21 protein-coding genes and 4 tRNA genes are annotated in these 23,731 nt (G+C 58.0%); 4 read left to right on the top strand and 21 right to left on the bottom strand.

Going from position 1 to position 23,731, the window contains the following annotated elements; all coding sequences use genetic code 11:
- Positions 1–31: 31 nt before the first annotated feature.
- The 15 genes from rpoB to lon all read right to left on the bottom strand — a co-directional run bounded on the left by rpoB (position 32) and on the right by lon (position 13,508).
- Positions 32–4,267 (bottom strand): DNA-directed RNA polymerase subunit beta, encoded by a 4,236-nt coding sequence (rpoB, locus tag B5F76_RS00220; RefSeq protein ID WP_087349501.1) that lies wholly within the window; start codon positions 4,265–4,267, stop codon positions 32–34.
- 363 nt (positions 4,268–4,630) lie between these two features.
- Entirely contained in the window at positions 4,631–5,011 is a 381-nt protein-coding gene (gene rplL / locus B5F76_RS00215) for a 50S ribosomal protein L7/L12 (protein ID WP_087349499.1), read from the bottom strand.
- A gap of 46 nt (positions 5,012–5,057) precedes the next feature.
- Positions 5,058–5,585 carry a 50S ribosomal protein L10 gene (gene rplJ / locus B5F76_RS00210; RefSeq protein ID WP_087349497.1) on the bottom strand — a complete coding sequence of 176 codons (528 nt, stop codon included), beginning with the start codon at positions 5,583–5,585 and terminating at the stop codon, positions 5,058–5,060.
- 155 nt (positions 5,586–5,740) lie between these two features.
- On the bottom strand, positions 5,741–6,457 hold the full coding sequence (gene rplA / locus B5F76_RS00205) for a 50S ribosomal protein L1 (RefSeq protein WP_087349495.1): 717 nt from the start codon (positions 6,455–6,457) through the stop codon (positions 5,741–5,743).
- 84 nt (positions 6,458–6,541) lie between these two features.
- Positions 6,542–6,964, bottom strand: a complete 423-nt coding sequence (gene rplK / locus B5F76_RS00200; RefSeq protein WP_087349493.1) for a 50S ribosomal protein L11 — start codon at positions 6,962–6,964, stop codon at positions 6,542–6,544.
- A gap of 57 nt (positions 6,965–7,021) precedes the next feature.
- Positions 7,022–7,603: a transcription termination/antitermination protein NusG gene (nusG, locus tag B5F76_RS00195; protein WP_087349491.1), complete on the bottom strand. Its 582-nt coding sequence runs from the start codon at positions 7,601–7,603 to the stop codon at positions 7,022–7,024.
- 24 nt (positions 7,604–7,627) lie between these two features.
- A complete protein-coding gene (gene secE, locus B5F76_RS00190; protein WP_087349489.1) occupies positions 7,628–7,873 on the bottom strand; it encodes a preprotein translocase subunit SecE in 246 nt (81 codons plus the stop codon).
- Positions 7,874–7,898: 25 nt separating this feature from the next.
- Positions 7,899–7,975 (bottom strand) — tRNA-Trp (locus B5F76_RS00185).
- Between the two features lie 42 nt (positions 7,976–8,017).
- Positions 8,018–8,167: a 50S ribosomal protein L33 gene (gene rpmG / locus B5F76_RS00180; protein WP_087349487.1), complete on the bottom strand. Its 150-nt coding sequence runs from the start codon at positions 8,165–8,167 to the stop codon at positions 8,018–8,020.
- A gap of 4 nt (positions 8,168–8,171) precedes the next feature.
- Positions 8,172–9,365, bottom strand: coding sequence for an elongation factor Tu (tuf, locus tag B5F76_RS00175; RefSeq protein ID WP_087349485.1), 1,194 nt, complete (start codon positions 9,363–9,365; stop codon positions 8,172–8,174).
- A gap of 162 nt (positions 9,366–9,527) precedes the next feature.
- Positions 9,528–9,603: transfer RNA gene (locus B5F76_RS00170), tRNA-Gly, on the bottom strand.
- A 124-nt stretch (positions 9,604–9,727) separates the two neighbouring features.
- Positions 9,728–9,812, bottom strand: a tRNA-Tyr gene (locus tag B5F76_RS00165).
- 75 nt (positions 9,813–9,887) lie between these two features.
- Positions 9,888–9,963, bottom strand: a tRNA-Thr gene (locus B5F76_RS00160).
- Positions 9,964–10,090: 127 nt separating this feature from the next.
- A complete protein-coding gene (gene prmC, locus B5F76_RS00155; RefSeq protein WP_087350179.1) occupies positions 10,091–10,933 on the bottom strand; it encodes a peptide chain release factor N(5)-glutamine methyltransferase in 843 nt (280 codons plus the stop codon).
- Positions 10,934–10,988: 55 nt separating this feature from the next.
- The gene (gene lon / locus B5F76_RS00150) at positions 10,989–13,508 is read right to left on the bottom strand and encodes an endopeptidase La (RefSeq protein ID WP_087350176.1); all 2,520 of its coding nucleotides are present in this window, start codon (positions 13,506–13,508) and stop codon (positions 10,989–10,991) included.
- 595 nt (positions 13,509–14,103) lie between these two features.
- Between lon and ffh the strand changes: the two genes are divergently transcribed.
- The 4 genes from ffh (at position 14,104) to rimM (ending at position 16,924) form a co-directional block, all read left to right on the top strand.
- Positions 14,104–15,648, top strand: coding sequence for a signal recognition particle protein (ffh, locus tag B5F76_RS00145; RefSeq protein ID WP_087349483.1), 1,545 nt, complete (start codon positions 14,104–14,106; stop codon positions 15,646–15,648).
- An 89-nt stretch (positions 15,649–15,737) separates the two neighbouring features.
- Positions 15,738–15,992 (top strand): 30S ribosomal protein S16, encoded by a 255-nt coding sequence (gene rpsP / locus B5F76_RS00140; RefSeq protein ID WP_087349481.1) that lies wholly within the window; start codon positions 15,738–15,740, stop codon positions 15,990–15,992.
- A 182-nt stretch (positions 15,993–16,174) separates the two neighbouring features.
- Positions 16,175–16,405 (top strand): KH domain-containing protein, encoded by a 231-nt coding sequence (locus B5F76_RS00135; RefSeq protein ID WP_087349479.1) that lies wholly within the window; start codon positions 16,175–16,177, stop codon positions 16,403–16,405.
- Positions 16,406–16,924 carry a ribosome maturation factor RimM gene (gene rimM, locus B5F76_RS00130; protein WP_087349477.1) on the top strand — a complete coding sequence of 173 codons (519 nt, stop codon included), beginning with the start codon at positions 16,406–16,408 and terminating at the stop codon, positions 16,922–16,924.
- A gap of 89 nt (positions 16,925–17,013) precedes the next feature.
- Here the strand turns inward: rimM and B5F76_RS00125 are convergent, their stop codons facing one another.
- The 6 genes from B5F76_RS00125 to ribD form a co-directional block, all read right to left on the bottom strand.
- Positions 17,014–18,006, bottom strand: a complete 993-nt coding sequence (locus B5F76_RS00125; RefSeq protein ID WP_087349475.1) for a DNA polymerase III subunit delta — start codon at positions 18,004–18,006, stop codon at positions 17,014–17,016.
- Positions 18,006–20,513 (bottom strand): leucine--tRNA ligase, encoded by a 2,508-nt coding sequence (leuS, locus tag B5F76_RS00120; RefSeq protein WP_087349473.1) that lies wholly within the window; start codon positions 20,511–20,513, stop codon positions 18,006–18,008. Before leuS ends, B5F76_RS00125 begins: the two co-directional genes overlap by 1 nt.
- 53 nt (positions 20,514–20,566) lie before the next feature.
- A complete protein-coding gene (nusB, locus tag B5F76_RS00115; RefSeq protein WP_087349471.1) occupies positions 20,567–21,100 on the bottom strand; it encodes a transcription antitermination factor NusB in 534 nt (177 codons plus the stop codon).
- A 19-nt stretch (positions 21,101–21,119) separates the two neighbouring features.
- Positions 21,120–21,584 (bottom strand): 6,7-dimethyl-8-ribityllumazine synthase, encoded by a 465-nt coding sequence (gene ribH / locus B5F76_RS00110; protein ID WP_087349469.1) that lies wholly within the window; start codon positions 21,582–21,584, stop codon positions 21,120–21,122.
- A gap of 83 nt (positions 21,585–21,667) precedes the next feature.
- A complete protein-coding gene (locus tag B5F76_RS00105; protein WP_087349467.1) occupies positions 21,668–22,342 on the bottom strand; it encodes a riboflavin synthase in 675 nt (224 codons plus the stop codon).
- A 3-nt stretch (positions 22,343–22,345) separates the two neighbouring features.
- Entirely contained in the window at positions 22,346–23,590 is a 1,245-nt protein-coding gene (gene ribD / locus B5F76_RS00100) for a bifunctional diaminohydroxyphosphoribosylaminopyrimidine deaminase/5-amino-6-(5-phosphoribosylamino)uracil reductase RibD (RefSeq protein WP_087350174.1), read from the bottom strand.
- Positions 23,591–23,731 lie beyond the last annotated feature (141 nt).

The raw sequence follows: 23,731 nt of genomic DNA, 5'->3' as shown, positions 1-23,731 counted from the left end.
CCCCGGGATATGAATCCCGGGGCAGGCGGAACTATCTTTCGTTGAAGGGCACAAGACCAAGCGGACGCTGCCGCTTCTTGCTTTCTTCCTGATGCAGGGTCACGTTGAGGCCAAGGCTCATGAGTTCCTTGACCAGAACGTTGAAGGATTCGGGCAGTCCTGCTTCGAGGAAGTTGTCGCCCTTGACTATCTTCTCGTACATCTTCACGCGTCCGGTCACGTCGTCCGACTTGATGGTCAGGAATTCCTGCAGGAGATAGGAGGCGCCGTAGGCTTCCAGACCCCAGACTTCCATTTCACCAAGGCGCTGGCCACCGAACTGTGCCTTGCCGCCCAGAGGCTGCTGAGTCACGAGGGAGTATGGACCAGTGGAGCGGGCGTGGATCTTTTCGTCGACAAGGTGGTGGAGTTTGAGCATGTACATGACACCCACCGTAACCTTGTTCTTGAAGGCTTCGCCAGTGCGGCCGTCGTAGAGAACGGTCTTGCCGTCGTTGTTGAGGCCCGCACGATCCATCCAGCCCCAGATCTCTTCTTCGGTTGCGCCGTCGAAGACAGGTGTCCTGGTGGTGATGCCCTTTCTCAGCTTGCGCACGGACGCAGCGAATTCCTCGTCGTCCATGCTGTCCACAAGCTTGCTTATTTCCGGAGAATTGAAAGCGCTCTTCACATCGTCGCGAACAACCTGCATGGCAGTGCCGCTTTCCACAAGCTTGGCGAGCTGGCGGCCCAGTTCCTTGGCACCCCAGCCGAGGTGGGTTTCCATGATCTGGCCGATGTTCATGCGCGAAGGCACGCCCAGGGGGTTGAGCACAATGTCAACCGGACGTCCATCGGCAAAGAAGGGCATGTCCTCCTCGGGGAGAATCATGGATACGACACCCTTGTTGCCGTGACGGCCTGCCATCTTGTCGCCCACGGAGATCTTGCGCTTGATGGCGATGTAGACCTTGACCATACGGATGACGCCAGGGGGCAGATCGTCTCCTTCCTGCACCTTCTCGCGCTTTTGCTCGTAGATGGCGTGCACGTAGGCAATCTGGCGCTGGTGTTCCTCAAGGATCTGGAGAACCTGATCGTTCACCTCGCGGCTCTTGAACAGGCCTGCCAGCCTGTCTACGGGCATGAGGTCAAGCTGTTCCCTGGTCAGGGCTGCATTGGCATTCACAAGAACGCTGCCCTTCTTGCCACCCATGACGGTCTGGGCAACCTGCTTGCCGACAACGATGGGAGCAAGGCGCTCGCGGGTCTGGGTCACGAGAACGCGGGTGTGATCGATTTCCTTCTGATCAATGCGCTTGATCTCGTATTCCTCGATGGCCTTGGTGCGCTCGTCCTTCTCGCCGGATCTGCGGTTGAAGACCTTGACGTCGATGACGGTGCCCTCGATTCCCGGAGGAACCTTGAGGGAGGAGTTCTTCACATCCCTGGCCTTTTCGCCGAATATGGCGCGCAAGAGCTTTTCTTCCGGGGTGAGCTGGGTTTCGCCCTTGGGGGTGATCTTGCCCACAAGGATGTCCTCGGTCTTCACGGAAGCGCCGATGCGGATGATGCCGCTGTCGTCAAGGTTGCGCAGCATTTCCTCGCCGACATTGGGAATGTCGCGGGTGATTTCTTCTGGTCCGAGCTTGGTATCGCGTGCCACCACCTCGAATTCGTCGATGTGGATGGAGGTGAAGGTGTCTTCCTTCAGGGCCTTCTCGGAGATGAGGATGGCGTCTTCGTAGTTGTAGCCGCACCAGGGCATGAAGGCCACGGTGAGGTTCTTGCCAAGGGCAAGGGTGCCGTCCTCGATGCCCGGACCATCGGCCAGGACATCACCCTTGTGCACGCGCTGGCCGGGCATGCAGGTAGCCTTCTGGCCAAAGCAGGTGTTCTGGTTGGACTTGTGAAATTTCTGCAGATCGTAGGCAACAACCCTGCTCTTGTGGTGGAAGATGCTGCCACCGTCCTCCACTTCCTCGTCGTAGTGAACAATGATGCGCTCGGCATCTGCATAGCGCACGACACCGTCGGCCTTGGCAAGGATGCAGGCGCCGGAGTCCCTGGCAACAGTCACTTCCATGCCGGTACCCACGATGGGGTGTTCGCTGCGCAGAAGTGGCACTGCCTGACGCTGCATGTTCGAACCCATGAGGGCGCGGTTTGCGTCGTCGTGTTCGAGGAAGGGAATGAGGGCTGCGGAGATGGAGACCATCTGGCCGGGAGCCACGTCCATGAGGGTCACGTCTTCCCTGGGTGCGACCATCACTTCGCCGCGGGCGCGGACAGTGAGGAATTCATCGAGAAGACGTCCTGCCTCGTCCACGCGGGCATTGGCCTGGGCCACGACCTGGGCGCCTGTTTCACGGGTGGCGTCGAAGCTGATGATCTCGTCGGTCTTGCAGCAGTCGCGCACCACTGTGTAGGGCGTTTCGATGAAACCGAAATCGTTGACCCTGGCGTAGGTGGTCAGGGAGACGATAAGGCCGATGTTCGGGCCTTCGGGGGTTTCGATGGGGCAGATGCGGCCGTAGTGCGAAGTGTGCACGTCGCGCACTTCAAAACCTGCGCGCTCGCGGGTCAGACCGCCGGGGCCAAGGGCCGAGAGACGGCGCTTGTGGGTCACTTCCGAAAGGGCGTTGGTCTGGTCCATGAACTGGGAGAGCTGGCTTGTGCCAAAGAACTCCTTCAGGACTGCGGCCACGGGCTTCGGGTTGATAAGGTCGTGGGGCATGAGGGTGGAGACTTCCTGGCCGCTCATGCGCTCCTTGATGGCGCGCTCCATGCGCACAAGGCCAATGCGGTACTGGTTTTCCACCAGCTCGCCCACAAGGCGCACGCGACGGTTGCCCAGATGGTCGATATCGTCCGGCGGGCCGTTGCTGTCCTTGAGCTTGCACAGCTCGAAGATGGCACGCAGGATATCGTTGTCCGTCAGGGTGCGGCTGGCAACCATGTGGCCGTGACCATCGTCCACCAGGGTCTCTTCATCCTTGAAGCCAAGGCGCTGGTTCAGCTTGTAGCGGCCCACGGGAGAGAGGTCGTAGTAGTCGAGGTTGCGGAAGATGTTGGCAAAGTAGGAGGCCGCAATCTCGGGAGTGGGCGGAGAGGACGGACGCAGGCGGCGGTAGATTTCCTCCTGGGCCTTGACCATATCAGTGGTCTTGTCCATCACCAGGGTGTCGCGGATGCTCGAAGAGACATTGGGGCCCTTGGTGTGGAGAAGGCTGATGCTCTTTACGCCAGCCTCGCGCAGGGTCTTGAGCAGGGCGGGAGTGACCTCGTCCGCAGCCTGGGCCAGAACTTCACCTGTGTTGGGATCCACAATGTCGTCGCCAAAGAAGGTGCCCTCGATGTTTTCGGGGTTGATTTCGATGGCGGAAATGCCGCTGTTGCAGATGTTGCGCCAGGCACGCTTCGTGATGTTCTTGCCTGCCTCGCACAGGATCTTGCCTTCCGGATCGTAGATGTTGGAGTAGGCGGGTTCCTTGCGGTAGAACTTGTCCACATACTCGGGCTTCACTGCCCAGAAGAGGGCGTCGGGCATGTAGGCCTGGCGGCCGCGCAGATCTTCCGGCACTTCGAGATAGTAGGTCTCGCGATCCTCTCTCGGGTAGAAGTAGTCAAGGATGTCCTGCTTGGACATGCCCATGGCCTTGAAGAGGATGGTGGCAGGCATCTTGCGGCGACGGTCGATGCGGACATAGAGGATGTCCTTGTGATCGAAGTCGAAGTCGAGCCAGGATCCGCGCATGGGAATGATGCGGCAGGAGTAGAGAACCTTGCGGGAGGCGTGGGTCTTGCCGCTGTCGTGTTCGAAGATGATGCCGGGCGAGCGCTGCAGCTGGTTCACGATGACGCGCTCGGTACCGTTGACGATGAAGGTACCCTTGTCGGTCATGAGGGGCAGGGTGCCAAAGTAGATATCCTGCTCCTTGATGTCGCGCAGGGTACGCTCGCCTTCCTCGCTCACGTCATAGGTCACAAGGCGCACCTTGATGCGCAAGGGTGCCTCGTAGGTCAGGCCCTTGGAAATGCATTCGGCCTGGTCGTACTTGGGCTCCTGAATTTCGTAGCTCTCGAATTCGAGTCTGGCCGTCTTGTTGAAATCCTGGATGGGGAAGACTGTGTGGAAGACACCTTCCAGACCCACTTCAGGGTCGCGTTGCTCGGCCGAAACGCCTTCCTGGAGGAATTTGCTGTACGAGTCTATCTGAAGATTGAGCAGGTGGGGTATGGGAGCGGAGACCTTGATCTTACCAAACTGCTTGATGAGTTGTCCCATGCGATGATCCTCTGGTTTGTGCTACCTTGGGAGACAAGGCTGCCTTGATCAGTGAGGCAATACAGGCAAGAAGAAAAAAAGCGCAAAACAAGCCTAGCCTTGTCCCCTCGATTTTTTTTCGGGAGAATAAGGCTGGCCTGGAGTCGGTACTCTAGAAAATGCCGGACATGTGAAAGGAAAGTGTCAATTCCTGGGTATGACCTCTGGTCGGGATACGGGATCCCGTGCTGAGGATAGGGATATGCCGTGCAAAAGTTGGATTGAAACCCATATACCCAAATGTCCAAAATGGCAAGAACAAATTTGCACAAAAAAAGAGGGACAACCAGATGGTTGCCCCTCGAAAAAATTCGGTCCTTGAACCTACTTCACTTCGACGGTAGCACCGGCGTCGGCCAGCTGCTTGCGGGCGTTCTCGGCGTCGTCCTTGGACACGGCTTCCTTGATGGTGGAAGGCAGGTTGTCGACCTTGTCCTTGGCTTCCTTGAGGCCGAGGCTGGTCAGGGCGCGCACAACCTTGATGACGGCGATCTTGTTGGCACCGCAGTCCTTCAGGATAACGTCGAATTCGGTCTTCTCTTCAGCTGCAGGAGCGGCTTCTGCGGGAGCAGCAGCGGCAACGGCAACGGCGGGAGCAGCAGCGGACACGCCGAACTTCTCTTCGAGCTCCTTGATCAGGGCAGAGAGTTCGAGCACGGACATGTTGGAAATAAATTCAATGACTTCTTCTTTGGTAACGGCCATGGTGATGTCTCCTTCGTGGAAATCGCAGGCTTTGTTTGCAGGTTGACTAGGCAGCTTCGCCGCTCTTCTTCTCCTCGATGGCCTTCAGGGCATAGAGGAGACCGCGCACAACGTTGGCGCAGAGGCTGACGAAGTTGGTGGGTACGGCGTTCATGGTGGCAAGCAGCTGAGCCAGGAGCTGTTCGCGAGAAGGCAGCTTGGCGAGTGCTTCCACATCGTCAGCCGTCATGAGCTTGCCGTCGAGGCTGCCACCACGGATGACGAGGGTCTTGCTGTTCTTAGCAAGCTTGCTGAGCGCCTTGGCCACCGCCACTGGGTCGTCGAAACCAAGGGCAACAGCGGTGTTGTCGTGGAACTGGTCCTTGACAACGTCGTGTTTTCCGTCAGTGAAGGCGATGCGACCGAGAGTGTTTTTCACGACGTGATATTCGCCGCCTGCATTGCGCAGTTCCACTCTCACATTTGTCGACTCCTCCACTGTCATACCCTTGAATTCGGTCATGACAGCGATGGAAGCAGCATCAGCTCTTTCCTTGATGCCGTTGATAATCGCTGCTTTTTCAGACCTATTCACGTGATTCACCTCACGTTTTGAGAGGGGTGCCAGGGGGAAGTCGAGCCAAAGTCTAGGCAGGGTTTACGGAAATACTTCCTACCGGCCATCTTCGACCCGATTTCCTTGTTCCATAACCAGGCAGGAATACTCCTGCCGTACCAGAAGACGGTGCCTTAGGCAGCGCCTTCGAGAAATTTCTTGACCTGGGACATGTCTACCTTGAAGCCGGGGCCCATGGTCGTGGACACAGACATGGACACAAGGTAGTTGCCCTTGGCAGCAGAGGGCTTGAGACGCACAACGGTCTCGAGCAGGGCCTTCAGGTTGCCGAGGATCTTCTCTGCACCGAAGCTGACCTTGCCGAGAGGAGCGTGCAGCACGCCGGCCTTGTCAACGCGGAAGTCCACGCGACCGGCCTTCAGTTCGGAAACGGCCTTGGCAACGTCAAAGGTAACGGTGCCGGTCTTGGCATTGGGCATGAGGCCACGGGGGCCAAGCTGACGGCCAACGCGGCCGACCAGGGCCATGACGTCGGGGGTAGCCACTGCTGCGTCAAAGTCGAGGAAGCCCTCGTCCTTGATCCTGTTGACCAGATCCTCTGCACCGACCACGTCTGCACCGGCTTCGCGGGCCTCGGTCTGCTTTTCGCCCTTGCAGAACACGGCCACGCGCACGGTTTTGCCAAGCCCATTGGGCAGGGTCACGGCGCCACGGACCATCTGGTCGGAGTACTTGGGATCGACGCCGAGACAGATGGCGACGTCTACTGTTTCGTCAAACTTAGCGAAGGATGCGGCAAGGGATTTGGAGACTGCATCCTGCACCGAGAAGCGATCCTCGGGGCGGATGTCCTTGCGGGCATTGTTCAGATTTTTGCCGTGCTTGGGCATTGCTGTTTCCCTTTATGTATCTCCTGCCCTGGACAAATGCTTGTTCAAGGGCAGTGCAACTGATAACAGGTCCCTTTTGGGGGACTACTTCACATCAACACCCATGCTGCGGGCAGTGCCCTCGATGCATTTCATGGCAGCTTCAAGGGAAGCAGCATTGAGATCGGGCATCTTCAGCTTGGCGATTTCTTCCACCTGGGCCAGGGTAAGCACGCCAACCTTGTTGCGGTTCGGCACGCCGGAGGCCTTCTCGAGCTTGAGTGCCTTCATGATGAGCACGGAGGCAGGCGGAGTCTTTGTGATGAAGGTAAAAGAACGGTCTGCATACACGGTGATGATCACAGGGATGATCATGCCCTTCTGATCCTGGGTGCGGGCATTGAACTCCTTGCAGAAGCCCATGATGTTCAAACCGTGCTGACCCAAAGCCGGACCCACTGGCGGAGAGGGGTTGGCCGCTCCGGCGGGGATTTGCAGCTTGACTTTGGCAACAACTTTCTTGGCCATTTGAGAGTATCCTTGGATATTGTCTGTACGAACTTGGAATAGTGAACGCGGCTTTCGCTAGCCCTTGGAGACCTGAACGAAGTCGAGTTCCACCGGGGTCTGGCGGCCAAAAATGGACACGGAAACGCGCAGTTTGCCCTTGTCGTAGTTCACATCGTCCACAATGCCGTTGAAACCGGAGAAGGGGCCGTCCATGATGCGAACTTCCTCGCCGCGATCAAAGCTGAACTTGGGCCTTGGATCGTCCTGGCGGGTTTCGACTATGGACAGGATGCGCTCGGCTTCCTCTTCCTTCATGGGGGCAGGTCTTGTCTTGCCTCCAAGGAATCCGGTCACCTTGGAAATGTTCTGCACAAGGTTCCAGGAATGTTCGGTCATGATCATGTGAATCATGACGTAGCCCGGATACAGCTTGCGTGTCGTTGTTCTCTTTGAACCTGTCTTGGAAAGTTCTATGACGCGTTCGGTGGGAACAACGCAGTCCAGTATCTGGCCGTGGTCCTGTCCAGTCCTCATGTATTCTTTGACCGTCTTTTCGACGCGCTGCTCAAATCCTGAGTAGGTATGGACAAGATACCAACGGGGGCGTTTGCCAGTTTCGGCACCCTCTATGTCATCAATGATGATTTCGTCGTCCATGTTGTCACGCTTTTACAAGAGGAATCAGGAGAGGAAGGACTTGATGATGGAGGACAAGCCCAGATCGACGAGGCCGAGAATCACCGCCATGACGGCCACAAAGCCAAGGACGGCAAAGGTAGCCTTGCGCGTCTCGGCCACGGTGGGCCACGTCACCTTGCGCAGCTCGGCTCTGGAGTCCTCCACATAGCGCATGAAGCGCTGCACGGGATTGGGCTGCTCTACCTTGGGTTCCTGCGCTTTCGGGGCTTGTGCGGTCTTTTTGGCCATGGCTAATACTCGAAGGTGAAAAAAATGGCAGGGCAGGAGGGATTCGAACCCCCAACTTGCGGTTTTGGAGACCGCCGCTCTAGCCGTTAGAGCTACTGCCCTGCACAGTCCCCGGAAAGCAGGTTCCGGGGACAGAATATGTAATTATCTGACTTCGCGATGCACAGTGTGACGCTTTTCCCAAGGACAATACTTCTTGAGCTCGATGCGCTCAGTGGTATTCTTCTTGTTCTTTACAGAAACGTAGTTCTTGCGTTTGCACTCCGTGCAGGCGAGGGTGATGTTGACTCGCATGGTACTACTCGATGATTTCGGTCACCACGCCAGAACCCACGGTGTGGCCGCCTTCGCGGATAGCGAAGCGGAGGCCCTGGGCCATGGCGATGGGTGCGATGAGCTCAACAGTGAAGACGCTGTTGTCGCCGGGCATGACCATTTCGACACCTTCAGCAAGCTGAATGACACCAGTGATGTCGGTGGTGCGGAAATAGAACTGGGGACGGTAGCCGGAGAAGAAGGGAGTATGACGGCCGCCTTCTTCCTTGGAGAGGACGTACACCTGGCCCTTGAACTTCTTGTGAGGAGTAATGGACTTGGGAGCAGCGAGAACCTGGCCGCGCTCCACTTCGTCACGCTTGGTGCCACGCAGGAGGGCGCCGATGTTGTCGCCGGCTTCGCCCTGGTCGAGCTGCTTGCGGAACATTTCAACGCCGGTGCAGGTGGTCTTGGTGGTGGGACGGATGCCCACGATTTCCACTTCGTCACCAACCTTGATGACACCCTGCTCCACACGACCGGTCACAACGGTACCACGGCCGGAGATGGAGAACACGTCTTCGATGGGCATCAGGAAGGGCTTGTCGAGTTCGCGCTTGGGCTCGGGGATGTAGTCGTCAACTGCGTCGAGAAGCTCGAAGATGGGCTTCACTGCGGGGTCGTCGAGGCTGTCGGCATTCAGAGCGTTCAGAGCAGAGCCCTTGATGATCGGAATGTCGTCGCCGGGGTAGGAGTAGGAAGAGAGCAGTTCGCGCACTTCCATTTCCACGAGCTCGAGAAGTTCGGGATCGTCCACGAGGTCGCACTTGTTCAGGAAGACCACGATGGCGGGCACGCCGACCTGACGGGCGAGCAGGATGTGCTCACGGGTCTGGGGCATGGGACCGTCGGTAGCGGCAACCACCAAGATTGCGCCGTCCATCTGGGCAGCACCGGTGATCATGTTCTTGATGTAGTCAGCGTGGCCGGGGCAGTCCACGTGAGCGTAGTGGCGCTTCTCGGTCTCGTACTCGACGTGTGCGGTGGCGATGGTTATACCACGAGCCTTTTCTTCGGGGGCCTTGTCGATTTCGTCATAGGAAATGAAGGAACCCTCGTTCTTGAGGCTGGCAACCTTGGTGATGGCTGCAGTCAGGGTGGTCTTGCCATGGTCGATGTGGCCGATGGTGCCAATGTTTACGTGGGGCTTACTGCGGACGAACTTTTCCTTGCCCATGTTAATGTCTCCCTGGAAATGAAGAAATTGATTTTGTGCTGAAATCCGATTAGACAAACAGCCCGCGTATAAAGCGTGCAGCTTTGCGGGCGTTTGCATAAACCGTCCCTGACTACCAGGGATAACTTGAGTGCAGAAGAAAGTTGTGTGAGGAAAGTAGTGTGGAGCGGGAAACGGGACTCGAACCCGCAACCCTCAGCTTGGAAGGCTGATGCTCTAGCCATTGAGCTATTCCCGCATACAGGCGCCGGATCGTGTCTCCAAGACCCCAAACGGTCTGGAAGGAGTTCTACCGCACCGTAGTCACCGACTTTCGTCTTCTACAGCCAAGGCAGTTTTGCAAGAACCCCGAGAAGGGCTGCTGGTGGTGGGGGGTGGATTCGAACCACCGAAGTCACTGACGACAGATTTACAGTCTGTTCCCTTTGGCCGCTCGGGAACCCCACCACATAATTCGTATGTTCTGCTGCCAGGCACTGAGGGGAAATCCCTGGTCTTGTGTCGGGCAGCTGTTTGGCAGAATGGAGCTGGCGATGGGAATCGAACCTACAACCTGCTGATTACAAATCAGCTGCTCTGCCGATTGAGCTACGCCAGCACACGAGTCGATGTATTTACCCAAAAACTTCGGGCTTGGCAAGCAAAATTTTGCAATTTTCAAAATTTTTTTTGCATCCGGGTGACATTTGGGCCTTGCTGGCCGCCATGCGCCGATTGCGTGCGACTTATACACGCGCAATACTCAATCGGTCAAGCCCTGCGAGATCCTTTTTTGTAAAAAATTCGCAAAAATGTTTTTTGGCGAGCATGTGTCGCACTGCTTCCCCTTGTGCAAGGCCGTGTTCGAGAAGAACCCAGCCGCCCTTTTTCAAGAGCCTTCTGGCCTCGCAAACGCAGGCCTCGAGCAGTTCAAGGCCTGCGTTGTCCGCAAAGAGGGCAGATCCCGGCTCGTATCTGCGCACCCCTTCCTCCACTGCCGGATCATCCTTCGCAATGTAGGGTGGGTTGGCAAGAACCATGTCGAGGGAGGCATCGGGAAGAGGGACGTTCTTCATGTCTGCCTTAAGGACCACAAGCGATTGCGCACCCAATCGGTCCCTGTTTTTTCTGCAAACCGAAATGGCCAGGGGCGATTTTTCCAGAAGATAGCCTGCAACCCCCGACCTTTCCAGGGCAAGGCTTATGCCAATGCAGCCCGTTCCTGCGCCAAGGTCAGCAATGAGAAGGCTTTTCCGTTCCCCTGCAAGCTCAAGGGCTGTCTCGACCATGAGTTCCGTTTCCGGGCGGGGAATGAGCACACCCCTTGCTACGCCAAACTCCCTGCCAAAGAACTCCCTTTTTCCTGTCAGGTAGGCTATGGGCTCGCCCAATAGCCTGCGACCTGCAAGGTCCTGCAGAAAAGATGCCTTCTCGCCCTCCACATTGTCCCTGTCGTGCAGGCGAAGGAACAAACGATCCTTCCCAAGGATATGGGCAAGAAGTATCTCTGCCTCAAGGCGGGGATTGTCCACGTGGCCCGCAAGAAGGGCAGTTGTCCCTGCAAGAAGGGTTCTGATGCTTTCTTCCATGTACAAGACGGGGGCCACCCAAGAGGGCAGCCCCCACTCCTCAATGAATCAGTGCTTAGGCGTTGTCGGCTTGTTCGGTCTCGCTTGTTGCGACCTCCGAGCCTTGCGCCTTTCTTTTTGTGCTTTTTGACCTTGTCCGCGGCTTCGGTTTGGCTGCCCTTGCCTCTTCGCTGAAGGCAATCTCGTAGATTTGGCTGTAGTAGCGCACGGGAATGATTTCCAGCTTCTCGCGCAGATCTGCAGGGATGTCCACAAGGTCCTTTTCGTTTTGCCAGGGGATGATGGCCTTCTTGAGACCGCGGGCCATGGCTCCGAGCAGCTTTTCCTTGATGCCGCCAACAGGCAGCACCCTGCCCTTGATGTCGATTTCGCCTGTCATGCACAGATCCGAGCGCACAGGCGCGTCCTTCAGGGCAGAGAGCAGGGCAGTCGTCAGGGTGACGCCGGCAGAGGGACCGTCCTTGGGGGTAGCCCCATCCGGGACGTGCACATGTATGTCGTGCTTGTCGTCAAAGCCGGCATCAAGACCGAAGGTCGGTGCGTGGCTGCGCAGATAGCTTATGGCAGCCTGGGCGCTTTCCTTCATGACATCGCCAAGGGAGCCTGTGAGCAGGACCTTGCCCTTGCCTTCCACCACAGCCGTCTCGATGGTCAAAACCTCGCCGCCTGCCCTTGTCCAGGCAAGGCCGTAGGCCATGCCGGGGAGAAGGGTGTCCTCGAACTCCTCGTCCAGGAAGATGGCAGGCCCGAGAAGCTCCTTCAGATCCTTTCCGCAGACAGAGAAGGGAGGCTCTTCGCCTTCGGCCTTCCTGCGGGCAAGCTTGCGGCACACAGCCCCAATCTGGCGCTCGAGTTCGCGCACGCCTGCCTCGCGGGTGTAGTTCAGGATGATGCCTTCGAGGGCGTCTGAACCGATGTTCACCTCATCCATGGCAAGGCCGTTGTCTGTGACGCGCTTTTTCACAAGATAGCGTTCGGCAATGGCTTTCTTTTCCTGCATGGTGTAGCCAGGCAGGCGGATGATTTCCATGCGGTCGCGCAGGGCAGCCGGAATGGTTTCGAGCTGGTTTGCCGTGCACAGGAACATGACCTTTGAAAGATCAAAGGGAACGTTCAGATAGTGATCGCTGAAGGTGTTGTTCTGTTCGGGATCCAGCACTTCGAGCAGGGCGGACTGGGGATCTCCGCGGAAGTCGGTGCCAACCTTGTCGATCTCGTCAAGGACAATGACAGGGTTCCTTGTACCCGCATGACGCAGGGCCTGGATGATGCGGCCAGGCATGGCTCCTATGTAGGTGCGCCTGTGGCCGCGTATTTCCGCCTCGTCGTGCATGCCGCCAAGTGAGAGCCTTTCGAACTTGCGGCCAAGGGCCCTGGCAACGGATTTGCCAAGGCTGGTCTTGCCAACCCCTGGAGGGCCCACAAAGCACAAAATGGATCCGTGGGTGTCGGGATTGAGCTTGTGGACGCTCAGGTATTCCAGAATGCGGTCCTTGATCTTGGCAAGACCGTAGTGATCTTCGTCCAGGATTTGCTGGGCATTCTTGATGTCGAGATTGTCGTCAGAGAGCTTTTGCCAGGGCAGTTCGCTCACTGTCTCAAGGTAGGTGCGGATGATACTGGCCTCGGCAGCGTCCCCGTGCATGAGGGAGAGTCTGCGCAGCTGCTTGTCCGCCTCCTTCTTCACATCCTCCGGAAGGCCAGCCTTCTCGAGAGCTTCCTTGAGTTTTTCAATCTCCTCGGCCCCGCCTTCCTCGGCGTCTCCGAGCTCGTGACGTATGGCCTTGAGCTGTTCGCGCAGATAGTAGTCCTTCTGCGCCTTGTCTATGCCTTCCTTGGTGGAAGACTGGATGCGCATCTGGACTGTTGCGACCTCGACCTCGCTTTGCAGCTTCTCTGTCACGCGGCGCAGGCGTTCGACCGGATCCGGGATTTCCAGAAGCTTCTGGGCCTCGTCGGTCTTCATGCGCAGATTGGCAGCCACAAGGTCCGCAAGGCGCCCGGGTTCGTCCACGCTCTGCAAGAGCTTCACAAGTTCGGGGGAGGTCACGCCCCGCAGGGCCATAACCTTCTCGCACAATTCCCTGGCAACGCGCAGCATGGCCTCGACAGTGGCATCGTGCTCGACCTCGGGCTCAGTGACATAGTCCACCTCGGCCTTCAGATAGGGGCCTGTGGTTGTCAGCTTGCGCACCCTTGCCCTTGCAACACCCTGTACAAGGGCCTTGATCCTGTTGTCTGGCATCTTCAGGATGCGCAGGACCTGCACGACAGTGCCTGTGGTGTAGAGATCGTTTTCTGCAGGATCGTCGTCCTCCTCGTTCTTCTGGGTCAGGGCGAGCACAAAGTGCGGGCCGTTCACTGTTGTTTCAATGGCCGCAACAGAGCGATCCCTGGTGATGAAGAGCGGCAGGATCATGAAATTGAAGAGAACCACATCGCGCAGGGCAACGACAGGCAGAACGTCCGGCAGATCGCGCGCAGGGTCCTGCTGTTCCCTGGGATCAAAGGGCCCTGCGGAACGCGGGCGTTCCCTCTTTTGGGCCTCTTCCCTGGGAGATCTTTTGCGGTCCATCCGGTAGGGAGTATGCACCCTGGCCCTGCGCACGCGCAGGGTATTCGTATCTTTCTTGTCCTCGTCCACGGTCTGTTCCGGAGTCTGCCCGTCGGGCTTGTCTTCGGCCGGCATGGAGAGATCCTTTTTCTCGTCAGACATAGGTACCTCTGGTGAAACCTCGATATTCCCCGCATGGTCCGGGCCTGGGAGTGATTGCCCGCGCATCCTAAAGAAATGCCATGCAAGGATGGCACGCAGGACGGCATGGAGGGGATAAGGGAGTTTTTGTCATAGATAAGCAGCAATTTTCGTTAGGCAAGAGGCAGGCTGGGAGAGAGGCTTGGAGAGCATCCCCGAAAGGACGGGAGAGGGGCGTGCAAAAAGCGCCCGACCGGCCTGCAGTGCGGATTTGCCGGGAAAAAGATCTTGACCGCGAGCCAAGTTGCGTGTATGGGGTCTTTCCTTGTGTCTCCAGTACTTCCCTCTTTTGCCCCAGCTTTTCGCCGGGCAGGGAAGAGCTGGACTTTTGCCTTTTTCCAACCGTCTGCCCCTCATGCCCTCAACAGGGCAGGCATACGGCGCATCCCAAGCAAACGCATGTAGGGTATCAGTTGTGTTTGAAAGTCTTTCCGACAGACTCAGCAACGTATTCCGTTCCTTTCGCGGGATAAGCACACTCAATGAGGAGAACGTCAAGGCAGGGCTTCGCGAAGTCCGCCTGGCTCTGCTCGAGGCCGACGTAAACTACAAGGTCGTCGGCAGCTTCATTGAGAAGGTGCGCGAGAAATGCCTGGGCCAGGAGGTGATCCGCGGCGTTTCTCCGCAACAGCAGGTGGTCAGCATAGTCAATGAGCAGCTCATTGAGCTTCTCGGCGGCGATACCACTGCTCTCTCCCTGCAGGGACAGACTCCGGCAGTCATCATGATGGTCGGCCTGCAGGGTTCGGGCAAGACCACATCTGCTGCCAAGATTGCCAACTACCTGCGCAAGCAGAAGATGCGCCCCTACCTTGTGCCGGCAGACGTCTACCGCCCCGCGGCCATTGACCAGCTTGTTGTGCTGGCAAAGCAGCTTGCCATGCCCTACTTCCCCTCCACCACGGACATGAATCCTGTGGAGATTGCGAAGCAGGCCATGGAAAGGGCCCGCGAGGAACAGGCATCGGTGGTCATCATCGATACCGCGGGCAGGCTCCATGTCGACGAAGTGCTCATGCGCGAGCTCTCGGACATCAAGAGTGCGGTCAATCCCCAGGAAATCCTCTTCGTGGCAGACGCCATGACTGGTCAGGATGCCGTAACAGTTGCCGAGACCTTCAACGAAAAGCTGGGCATAAGCGGCGTGGTTCTGACCAAGATGGACGGCGACGCCCGTGGCGGTGCAGCACTCTCCATCAAATCCGTGACAGGAGCCCCGGTCAAGTTTGTGGGCATGGGCGAAAAGCTTTCCGAACTGGAAGTCTTTCACCCTGACCGCATAGCCGGCCGTATCCTGGGCATGGGCGATGTGGTCACCCTGGTGGAAAGGGCCCAGGAGACCATCAAGGCAGAGGAAGCCGAAGAGCTGGCCAAGAAGATGAGAAAGGCGACCTTCGATCTGGAGGACTTTCTCGTGCAGATGCGCAGGGTCAAGAAACTGGGCAGTCTGCAAAGCATCATGAAGCTCATTCCCGGCATGAGCGGCCTGAGCGAAAAGCTGGCCGAGGCTGGCAATCTGCCGGAAAAGGAGCTGGCCAGGGTAGAAGCCATCATTCAGTCCATGACGCCCCAAGAGCGCCACGACCCCGATATTCTCAACGGAAGCCGCAGGGCCCGTATTGCAAGGGGTGCCGGCGTCACAGTCCAGCAGGTCAACAATCTGGTCCGCCAGTTCGAACAGATGCGCAAGACCATGAAGACCATGATGGGCGGCAAGGGCAAGATGCCCAAGGGGCTGGGCCAGGCCATGAAGGGCCTGGGCCGCGGCGGCATGCCCATGGGGATGCCGAACATGCCGAACATGCCGGGCATGCCTGGTATGCCCGGACTTCCCGGAGGAATGCCCCAGGACATGCCCGAGGGCGCCGAAGGGGCCATGCTCTCCCAGGCAAAGCTTGACAAGCTTGCCAGGGACAAGAAGAAAAAACGCAAGGATCGCCGCAAGGCCCGCCGCAAGTAGGCCACCAGATCCTGCTTTACCATTTTGTGGAAATACGTATATTCCTTCGCACGTCGAAGCATTATCAACCAAATAGGGAGAAACAGCCAATGGCCGTTAAAATCAAACTGACCCGTCTTGGAAGCAAGAAGCATCCTTTCTATCGTGTGGTTGCAGCCAACGATGAGACCGCCCGCGATGGCCGTCCCCTGGAATTCCTTGGCTACTACAACCCCATGACCCATCCGCATCAGGTGAAGCTTGATGCCGAAAACATCAAGAAGTGGCTCGCCCGCGGCGCCCAGCCCACCGACACCGTGCGTTCCCTGCTGAGCAAGCATCTGAACGCTGCCGAACAGGCCTAGGGTATCTGCGGCCCATGCCGCAGGAAACGATTTCGATCAGGAAGGGATGCTGACTTCCCCGTACCCGGACAGTACGTGGACGCGCAGCATCCCTTTTGGAAATTCCCGGCCCTCAAGGGGGCCTTGCGTCGGGAGCACAGTCCCGATTGCGCGCAACCTCCGGGGGCTTTTGGCGGAAAACCATGAAGGAACTTCTCGAGGAAATTGCCAGGGGGCTTGTGGATCATCCAGAGGCAGTTCGGGTGAGGGAGAGTGCTCAAAGGGACGGCGTTCTTCTGACTCTGAGCGTAGCAAGCGGGGATCAGGGCAAGCTCATAGGCCGTCAGGGACGCACTGTGCGTGCCCTGCGCACCTATTTGCGGGCAGTTTCACACAAATCGGGAAGACATATGACCCTGGAGATTTCCAAATAAGTGGCAAAACACATCTGTCTTGGCCAGATTACAAGGCCCCATGGAGTGCGCGGCGAAGTCTGCGTGGACTGGTATGCCGAGGACACGGCCTACCTCGATGGCGAGATATTTCTGGAATTTCCCGATGGCAGCGCAAGGACGTTTGCAGTGAGGTCCTGGAGACCTCACAAGAACGGCCTGCTTGTCTGCCTTGAGGGCGTCAATGACAGAAATGCCGCAGAACTCCTCCGTGGCGTGCAGGTGTGTGTAGCCAGGGAAAGTCTCCCGGAACTTTCGGACAACGAAGCCTACATAGAGGATCTCTTCGGCAGGAGGGTTGTGCTGGCAGACGGCACCGAGGTCGCTGTCCTGCACCACATCGAAATGCCTGCCGGCCAGATGCTCTTTGCCCTGCGCGACGCTGAATGGGAGTACCTCTTTCCTGCAAGGGAGGAGTTTATTGTCTCCCTGCAGGATCCGATAGTCATAGATCCGCCACAGGGGCTTTTGGAAACCTGCCGCATACCCCTGCAGAAATAATCGCGCCTATATGCGCATCCTAATGCAAAAGGCCATGCTCCCCCGGACAGGGAGCATGGCCTTTTGCATTGTTCTTTTGCGTTTTTTGCCTATTTGCCGTGCAGGATGGAGAAAAGCCTTGCAAAGGTTATCTCCATGCTCTGCCTTGGCTGCGTGCCGGTCTTGATGGCGATTTCCGCATCCAGAACGCAGGTCATGCACTGGGCAAGGCGCTTTGCGCCTATGCGTTTGGCCATGGCAGCGTTCAGTGAGTAGACAGGTCTTCCCACATAGCCGTCCACCATGAGCAGCCAGAGGGTGCGGAAATTCCAGGCAAGAAGCCCAAGGATCAGAAAGGCCTGATCATCCAGATCGCCTATCTTGGCAAGCTCGCTCCACACAAGCCTTTCCTTGCCCTGCATGAGATAGTTGAGGCAGGAAAAGGTCTGGCCTTCTGCGGACCAGTCCGCTGTTCCCAGAAGGTTGGGGGTGACAGAGGTTCCGGGCTTTGCCAGAAGGGCCAGCTTGTCCAGTTCCGCTGCCACCACACCGGCAAAGCGCGGCGTGTTCTCGCACAGGGCATTCAGGGTCATGTTGTCGAGGGCTAGCCCGCGGGCCCTTGCCTGTGCTGTCACGTAGGTTCTGATGTTCTTGTCCGTAAGGCCTGCGTCACCCCAGGTCCAGCCCATCTTGGTGGCAAACTTCATGCATTTGAGCTTGTCTATGACCTGGGGGACCTTGATCTTGCCCTTTCCGTCCTGGGCATTTTCCAGGCAGAAGATGGGGAAGGAGCCAGTCAGGGGCCTTGCAAGCATCTTGTCCAGAAGCTTCCACACATCCGCGTGCCACAGATGGGCCTGGCGGACCACAACAAGGCGCACGGAGCCAAAGAGATCGCGCAGGTTCAGGGCCTCCCAGAAGCTGTTGTCCGGAGGCTCGTCCCCCCAAAAGCAGAGTCTCTTGAAGGGACCATCCTGAGGGGCCCAGGCCCTAGCCCTGGCCTCTACTTCCTCCAGCAGGATTTGCGAATCCGGGCAGGAAAGGAAGAGAAAGCCCGGGCGTTGGGACTGCGCCTGAGCACGCTGACGGGCGGCTTGGGCCATTACTTTGCCACGATGTTGACGAGCTTGCCGGGAACGACAATGACGCGCACGACATTCAGGCCGGCTGTGAACTTCTGCACGGACGGATGGGCAAGGGCTGCCTCTTCCAGGGCCTTCTTGTCAGCGCCGGTGGGCAGATCCACAGTGCCGCGCAGTTTGCCGTTGACCTGCAGGGCAATGGTCTGGGTGTCGCGCACAAGGGCTGCCTCATCGTACTTTGGCCAGCTCTGGGCGGACACAAGCCCTTCCTGACCCATGACGGACCACAGCTCCTCGCACATGTGGGGAGCAATGGGGGACAGGGTGGTGAGCACTGTGGCCATGGCAGAGGAGAACACCCTGCGGCTGCCCTCGTCCTGGCCCATCTTGGCCCTGTAGAGATACATGGCGTTCACAAGTTCCATGATGGAGGCAATGGCAGTATTGAACTGGCAGCGTGTGCCCATGTCCTCGCCTGCCTTCTTGATGGTCGAGTGTTCCTTGCAGCGCAGATCCCTGGCCTCAGCGTCCACTGCGTCCTCGGACGTAGACGAGGCTGCAGGCACGGGAAGGAGCAGGTTTTGGCTGTCCTCGAACAGGCGCCAGATGCGCTGCAAGAAGCGGTTTGCACCCTCGATGCCGGACTCTGTCCAGTCGAAGTCGCGCTCCGGCGGGGCTGCAAAGAGGCAGAACAGGCGCACGGTGTCAGCACCGTATTTGTCGATCATCTCCTCGGGATTGACGATGTTGCCCTTGGATTTGCTCATCTTGCTGCCGTCAAGCAGGACCATGCCCTGGGTGAGCAGACGCTGGAAGGGTTCGTCCAGATTGTCCGGGTAGAAGCCAAGGTCGCGCAGGGCCTTGGTGAAGAAGCGGGCGTAGAGCAGATGCAGGATGGCGTGCTCGACACCGCCGATGTACTGGTCCACGGGCATCCAGTAGGAGAGGGCGTCCTTGTCGAAGGCTTCCTTCTCGTTTCTGGCACTGGTGTAGCGGGTAAAATACCAGCTCGATTCCACGAAGGTGTCCATGGTGTCGGTTTCTCGCCTGGCCTTGCCGCCGCACTTGGGGCAGGTGCATTCCACAAAGGATGCGGTGGCGGGCAGGGGCGATTTGCCGTCCGGGAAGGTCTTGACGTCCAGGGGCAGCATGATGGGCAGGTTCTCTGCCTTTTCGGCCACAATGCCGCACTTGTCGCAGTAGACAACGGGGATGGGAGCACCCCAGTAGCGCTGGCGGGAGATGTTCCAGTCGCGCAGGCGGAACTGTGTTGTGCCCTTGCCAAGGCCCCTTTCCTGCAGGGCTTCAACGATTTTTTTCTTGCCTTCCTCGTTGGCAAGGCCGTCAAATTCGCCGGAATTGACCATGATGCCGGGTTCGGTCATGGCGCATTCCCAGGAGGCTGTGTCCTCGATCTCGCCTGTCTTGCTGACCACCTGGGTGATGGGCAGATTGTACTTGCGCGCGAAGTCGAAGTCGCGCTGGTCGTGAGAGGGAACGCCCATGACAGCGCCTGTGCCGTAGCTTGCGATGACAAAGTTGCCGAGCCAGATGGGGATCTTCTTGCCTGTGAAGGGATGGAGCACGTAGGCGCCTGTGGCAATGCCCTGCTTTTCCAGGGTCTCGGACTGGCGCTCGATGCGATCCATGTTGCGCACCTTGTCGATGAATTCCTGGATTTTGTCCTCGTTGGGCAGGCCCTTGATGATTTCCTGCACCAGGGGATGCTCTGGTGCCATGGTCATGAAGCTCACGCCAAAGACAGTGTCGGGCCTTGTGGTGAACACGGAGATGCTCTTTTCGCCGCCCACGGGCTTTTCCAGCGGGAAGACGATTTCTGCACCCTCGGATTTGCCGATCCAGTTGTGCTGCATGGCAATGACGCGTTCAGGCCAGCCACCCTTCAAAAGCTCCAGATCCTTCAGAAGCTCGTCTGCGTAGGCTGTGATGCGCAAAAACCACTGGGTGAGGTCCTTTTGCTCAACGGGCGTGTCGCAGCGCCAGCAGCAGCCTTCCACGACCTGTTCGTTGGCAAGCACGGTGTGGCAGGAAGGACACCAGTTCTGGGGGGCAGCCTTTCTGTAGAGCAGGCCCTTTTCCAGGAATTTGATGAAGAAGAGCTGTTCCCAGCGGTAGTATTCGGGACGGCAGGTGGCGAGCTCTCTTGCCCAGTCGTAGCTGTAGCCAAGGCGCTTCATCTGGCCGCGCATGTTGGCAATGTTGGAATAGGTCCAGCTGGCAGGATGGGTATTGTGCTTGATGGCAGCGTTTTCGGCAGGCAGGCCGAAGGCGTCCCAGCCGATGGGGTGCAGGACGTTGAAGCCCTGCATTCTCTTGGCCCTGGCCAAAACATCGCCTATGCAGTAGTTGCGCACATGCCCCATGTGCAGATTGCCCGAGGGATAGGGGAACATTTCGAGCACATAGTATTTGGGCAGGCTGCTCTCGTGGGTACAGGCAAAGGCATGGGTTTCTTCCCAGCGCTTCTGCCATTTCAGTTCGATTTCCTGGGGATTGTATCTTTTCATGTTTTTTTTTCGGTGGCACGGGCCTTTTTGCCCCTGCAAACAAGGATTTTTGATCAGAGGGAGGACGGGGAAAGCTTCCCTTCCTCAACGGCATTGGCAATGCTGTGCAGGATGCCGTTGATGAACTGGTAGGAGTTCTCGTCTCCGAAGTCGTGTGCAAGGATAATGGCCTCGGAAAGAATGATGCGCGAATCAATGGCCTCGGGCTGCAGAAGCTCAAAGACGCCGAGGCGCAGGATCACAAGCTCGGTCCTGCCGATGCGGTCAAGGCCGCGTCTGGCAAATTCGGCAATGATGCTGTCGAGCCTGTCCTGCTTCTCCCACACACCGCGCACAAGCTGCCAGCCAAAACCCTCGGGCTTGCGCTCCGGGCGAGGTGCTGGTGCTTCGCTCTCGGATTTGCCTTCCTTCACGGGTTTTGCGTCTTTCACTTCCCTTGCGTCCCTGGTTTCGGGATCTCTTGCCGCGTCAAGGCAAGAGAGGAAGAGGTCCTGCAGTTCGGAAAGTGTTTCTGCGTTGCGAAAATAGAGGCTGTAGAGAACCTGGAAGGCTATCTCCCTGTGGTTGTGTCTGCATTTTTTGCCCATTATGCGCTCCGTCCGCACCCTAGATCTGCTCGAGCACGCGGATGGTTTCAAGCATGGCGGAAGCAGCTTCCACGCCCTTGTTGCCGGACTTTGCACCGGCCCTGTCGATGGCCTGTTCCAGGGAATCGCAGGTCAGAAGGCCAAAGCCTAAGGGGATGTCCTTTTCAAGGCTCACCAGTGCAAGACCCTTGGCAGCCTCGCTGCAGACATAGTCGAAGTGGGGGGTGCCGCCGCGGATCACTGCGCCAAGGGCCACAATGCCGTCGTACTTGCCGGAGGCAGCCACCTTCTTGCAGGCAATGGGCAACTCAAAGGCGCCGGGCACGCGGATGATGGTGGCATCGTCCGCATTCATTCCGTGACGAGTCAGAAAATCCATGGCTCCGCTGACAAGATGCGAAACCACAAAATCATTGAAACGGGTGGCAACAATGGCGACCTTGAGGCCTTGGGCTGTCATCTGCCCTTCGATAATGTGCGGCATGTTCTCCTCCGGTCCGGGAGACTGGTTTGAAGGTTGTTTGAAAGATATGGGGAAAAATTTGTTATTTCTGGATGGTAGAATTTCTAGACAAAGCCATGCTGGGCCAGAAATTCCATGCTGATGCCTGGCCTTGCCCTGTCTTCGTCCTGCCTGTCGCTAGAGTCCCTGCCCTGTACACAAAGGCAGCGGCGCACGTACTTTCCAAGGACATCCGTTTCCATGTTGGCCATGTAGCCGGGTTTCCACAGTCGCATGCTGGTGCGCTTTTGTGTGTCCGGGATGACGTTGACGGAAAATTCCTCGTGCGTGCAGGTGTTGATGGTAAGGCTTATGCCGTCGAGGCAGACAGAGCCCTTGGGGATGACCTCGGCTGCGAATTCGGACGGGTAGTGGAAGACACAGCAAAGGGACTGGCCTGCGGGCTCTATGGACACAACTCTTGCCTGGCAGTCCACGTGTCCGGACACAATGTGTCCCCCAAGGCGGTCGCCAAGGCGCAGGGCGCGCTCGAGATTGACAAGGGAGCCGTGGGAAAGGCGTCCGAGATTGGTGCGGCGCATGGTTTCCGCCGAGGCATAGGCCGTGAAGGAGGCAGCGTCAAAGCTTTCAACGCTCAGGCACGCACCGTTCACGGCAATGGATTCGCCGTGGACAAGGGTTTGCCTTGCAAGTTCCGTACGGATGGTCAGGCGGCACTCCTGGCCTGATTTGGCTATGGAGGCTATTTCGCCGGCTGTCTGCACAAGACCCGTAAACATGGGCTAGTCCTGGCGCTGGCCGGGAATCTGGGGAAAGTTTTCGTCGCACAGCCACAGGCTGGACTCGCCGTGCAGGGTCGAGAGCTCGCCAATGCTGGGCGCAAGCCAGGAATTGGCCGGCAGATAGGCCATGGCCATATCGAGGCCCACCAGGCGGGTACCCACGTTCTTGAGCCTCAAGACCTCGTCCAGGGTGTCCGGGGTCCTGCCGTCAAAGAGGGGACGGGCTTCCCTGTCGCCTATGATGGTGTTGGCCATATGCAGGAAGAAGAGATCCACAAGACCTGCTTCCATGAGCCTCAGGCCCAGACGGCCGCCGCCCTCGCACAGAAGGTAGGGCATGCCCATGCTGTAGAGGGCCTTCATGAGGTAGTGGAGATGGTCGTCAACGGGAGCGTCCGGCCCAAACTCGCTGGCAAGCACAGTCACACCGATGTCGCGCAAGGCCTTTGCCCTGTCGCTCTTTCCTTCCTCGCAGTTGACAAAGAAGATGGCGTCCTCGGCCCTTTCGCGCAGAAGATGGTACTCTGCAGAAGAGTCGGGCAGGGTGGTGGTGAAGACAATGGCCTTGGGCTGACGTCCGCCAGCATGGATGCCCCTGGCAGTCAGCTGGGGGTTGTCCTTGCGGAAGGTGCTGCCGCCAATGAGGATGGCGCCACCTGCCCGGCCTATGCCGGAGCGCAGACGGTGCACGTCGCTGCGGGCTTCCTCGCCGGTGATCCAGCGGGAGTTGCCTGTGCGGGTGGCAATGCGACCGTCAAGAGTGGAGGCGAGCTTCAGCATGCCGAAGGGGCGCTTTTGCTCAAGCCAGGTGAGATAGTCGGCAACCACAAGGCGGCACTCGGGCTCGAGCACACCCTCGATGACATCCACGCCAGCCTCGCGCAGCCTCTGGGCTCCGCCCTGGGCCTTGGGATTGGGATCATGTGTGCCAATAACCACGCGGGAAATACCGGCCTTGATGATTGCTTCCGTGCAGGGACCGGTCTTGCCCTGGTGATTGCAGGGCTCAAGGGTGACCACCATGGTGCAGCCACGCGGGGAAATACATCTGCGCTGGGCATCCTGCAGGCAGGCGACTTCCGCGTGGGGGCCGCCGGCATGGTTGTGGTGCCCCCTGGCAACAATGACACCGTCGTGCAAAAGCACGGCTCCCACGGAAGGATTGGGGTAGGTGTCGAAACGACCCTTGCCGGCTTCAAGAATGGCCTCTCTCATGGGGAGGGCAAAGCGATGGGTACTGCTCATGATCTTTTCCTTGAAATGCGTCGTTGCCCGCAGGCCCTGTGCGCTCACACACCCATGCGGATGCATGATGGCCTGCTATGCCTCGGCCACACTGTCCTTGTGCAAAGGAGAAGTTTTTTCACAAGGGCTGGCCGATTGTCT

Origin of the sequence: Desulfovibrio sp. An276 (genome assembly GCF_002159665.1) — a bacterium.
GTDB lineage: Bacteria > Desulfobacterota > Desulfovibrionia > Desulfovibrionales > Desulfovibrionaceae > Desulfovibrio > Desulfovibrio faecigallinarum.
The sequence above is the reverse complement of the archived record's forward strand: the minus strand, read 5'-3'. Positions and strand labels throughout refer to the sequence as shown.